Source organism: Phyllobacterium sp. P5_D12 (genome assembly GCF_054049495.1).
In genome coordinates this window covers 1-2,456 of the sequence record NZ_JBFUMG010000622.1, presented here as the reverse complement: position 1 = coordinate 2,456, position 2,456 = coordinate 1, and the positions used below count along the sequence as shown (strand labels likewise).

Below are 2,456 nucleotides of genomic sequence, written 5' to 3'. Positions count from 1 at the left end.
TGCATGACGAATGGCAATCCAGGATTGCCGTTCGTTGGATGGGAGGATTGATACTGTAATGATCGACACCATGTTTGCCGCGCTCTACGGCCTAGTGAGCTCGCCCCACATAATGGGCCTCATGCTGATAGCCGTGATCTTCGGATTGCTGGTCGGTGTCACGCCGGGTATTGGCGGGAAGCTTTCCATCGCAATGGCCATTCCATTCGTCTACGGCATGGACAAGGTTTCAGGAGCGGTGTTCCTCCTGACGATGCACGCCGTAAACGGCACCAGCGGCCAGATATCCAGTATCATGTTCGGCATACCCGGTGACGGTGAYGATGCCGCGACGACTCTCGATGGATATCCGCTAGCCAAGCAGGGGCAGGCGGCGCGGGCACTCGGTGCCAGCATCACTGCATCCGGCGTCGGGGGCATCATCGGCGCGATCGTATTCGCCATCATGATACCCGTTCTCGAACCCGTCATCCTGATGTTCAGTCCTGCAGAGTTCTTCTTGATCGCGCTTCTTGGCATCAGCTTCATCGCGTTTCTTTCCAGCGGCAAGAAGATCGTCAAAGGCCTGATCGTCGGCTTTTACGGCTTGATGCTGTCTACGATTGGCATGGACCCGATCACGGGTACGCCGCGCTACGCCGGCGACATGCTGTTCCTGTGGGATGGCGTCAGTCTCGTCACCGCCGTACTCGCTCTTTTTGCAGTGCCGGAGATGATCGCGCTCAGCACCAAGGGCGGAGCCATCTCGGCGGTGCCAATGGATAAGGGCTTCAACTATCAGCAATTGCTTTCGGGCGTCATGGAAGTGCCGCGCCATTGGTGGCTCGTTCTGCGCACGTCGGTAATCGGCGCCGTGATCGGCATGATACCCGGCCTTGGCGGTTCGACTGCTGCCTGGCTTTGCTATGGCCATGCGGTGCAAAGTTCGAAGACGCCGGAGCGTTTCGGTAAGGGCGCTATCGAAGGTGTGATCGCGCCTGAGACCGCAAGTAACGGCAAAGAAGGCGGCTCGCTGCTGCCGACTCTCTTTTTCGGCATCCCCGGAAGTTCCGGAATGGCCGTCCTGCTCGGCGCGTTCCTCATTCTCGGCATTCAGCCGGGCGCGACGATGGTCACGCAGCACCTTGACCTCGTCTGGACGTTGATATGGGCATTGGTCGTCGGCAACCTGATTGCGGTCGCCATCCTGCTTGTCGTCTGCCGTTGGGTCGCGGTGCTTACCTTCGTCAATGGCCGCTATCTGGTGCCGTTTATTCTCGTCTTCGTATCACTTGGCTGCTTCGTCAGTGACTATCAGTGGCAAAATCTCATCATCCTCGTGCTCTTCAGCGCGATTGGGTATGGCTTCCTTCGGGCAGGGTGGCCACGCTCGCCTTTCGTGATCGGTCTCGTTCTCGGAGGCAAAGCCGAAGCGTCACTCAATCAGGCATTGCAGCTCTGGGGTTACAGCTTTTTCCTGCGTCCCATCTCGCTTGTCCTGATCGCCATGATCGTTGGACTGATGGTCTATGCGTTCTATCGGAATTTCAGGCCGCATCGCGCCGATTCAAGCGTTGGAGTGAACCTATGAAACAGCTCAGCTTCAGCACCTGGCTTACCTTCGTCATGCTCGCGATCTTCGGCACGATGGTGGCAATGGCTACTCAGTTCCCGCCGAACGCACGGTTCATGCCATTCGTGGTCGGCATTCCGGGCATCGCGCTGTGCCTTCTGCAACTCGGCATGGATCTGTTGCGCGCACCTGGCAACCAGCTGGCCGAAAGCTTCCAGCCGGCATCGAAGGCAGGCGTCCCGGCCAATCTTGTCCCCGAGGAAGAGCCGGAATTTGGCCCGCACACCGTGACGGGTGAACTGACGATGTGGGCCTACTTTGTCGGTTTCATCGCGGCGGTTCTCGTCTTCGGCTTCTATATCAGCGTGCCGGTCATGTTGTTGTCGTTCCTCCGCAGGCAGGCGGAGGCGAGCTGGAAGTTCGCACTGTTCCTCGCGGTAACGGCGACAGTCGTTCTCTACTCAATGTTCGGCCTGCTCTTACACGTACAGCTCTTTCACGGCTTTCTGACGCCAATCGTTTTGCGCACCCTGGGGTTTGAAGTGAGTTAACCGACTAAATATCTATCAACAAAAGGCAGTAAAAAGGGAGGGAATGGAATGATCAGACAATCAATTCGCACGGCAGTTTTTGGTGCCGTCTTAGTCGCCGGGCTCGGGTCCGCGATAGCGCTGGCGGACGATGCCGCCGACTTTTACAAGGGTAAAACCGTGACCTATATCGTCGCGACGGCTCCCGGCGGCGGTTACGATACGAACGGCCGTCTCATCACGGAGTTCATGCAGAAGCACTTGCCGGGATCGACGTTTGTCGTGCAAAACATGCCAGGCGCCGGCCACCTCATCGGCACAAACTATATCTATGCTTCCGACCCGGACGGTCTGACCTTCGGTACRTTCAACAC

General features: G+C 57.7%; 2 protein-coding genes and 1 pseudogene. All 3 read left to right on the top strand.

All coding sequences use genetic code 11. The features are described 5' to 3' along the window. Positions 1–58: 58 nt before the first annotated feature. Positions 59–1,570 carry a tripartite tricarboxylate transporter permease gene (locus ACXJ5O_RS24365; RefSeq protein WP_457302156.1) on the top strand — a complete coding sequence of 504 codons (1,512 nt, stop codon included), beginning with the start codon at positions 59–61 and terminating at the stop codon, positions 1,568–1,570. After that, positions 1,567–2,103, top strand: coding sequence for a tripartite tricarboxylate transporter TctB family protein (locus ACXJ5O_RS24360; protein ID WP_457302155.1), 537 nt, complete (start codon positions 1,567–1,569; stop codon positions 2,101–2,103). The genes ACXJ5O_RS24365 and ACXJ5O_RS24360 overlap by 4 nt, the downstream gene beginning before the upstream one ends. Before the next feature lie 48 nt (positions 2,104–2,151). Beyond that, a pseudogene (locus ACXJ5O_RS24355) lies at positions 2,152–2,456 on the top strand (hypothetical protein); the annotation flags it as partial.